The organism is Rhizobium sp. Rhizsp42 (genome assembly GCF_047304155.1).
Lineage (GTDB): Bacteria > Pseudomonadota > Alphaproteobacteria > Rhizobiales > Rhizobiaceae > Rhizobium.
Map to the genome: position 1 here is coordinate 1 of NZ_JBGLYS010000224.1, position 227 is coordinate 227.

General features: G+C 57.3%; 1 protein-coding gene. It reads right to left on the bottom strand.

Annotated features, from left to right (window positions below; genetic code table 11):
• The coding region (locus ACCD05_RS32160) for a transposase (RefSeq protein WP_413397746.1) at positions 1 to 227 on the bottom strand (227 nt) is incomplete at both ends.

A 227-nucleotide genomic window follows, 5' to 3' on the forward strand; every position in this document is an offset into this window, starting at 1 on the left:
TCTCCATTGAGACGTTCGATGGGATTCGTGGAGTGAAGCTTCGTCCAGTGTTGCTTCGGAAAACTCATATAGGCCAGGACATCGTGCTCGGCCTCATCCATGATCGCAGCGAGCTTGGGCACTTTAGGGCGGATTTGATCGGCGACATTACGCCATTGGCTGCTTGCGGCCTCCGGGGTCTCCTGGGCGAAAGCTGTTCCGATGAAGGCGGAAACAACCCGCCTGCC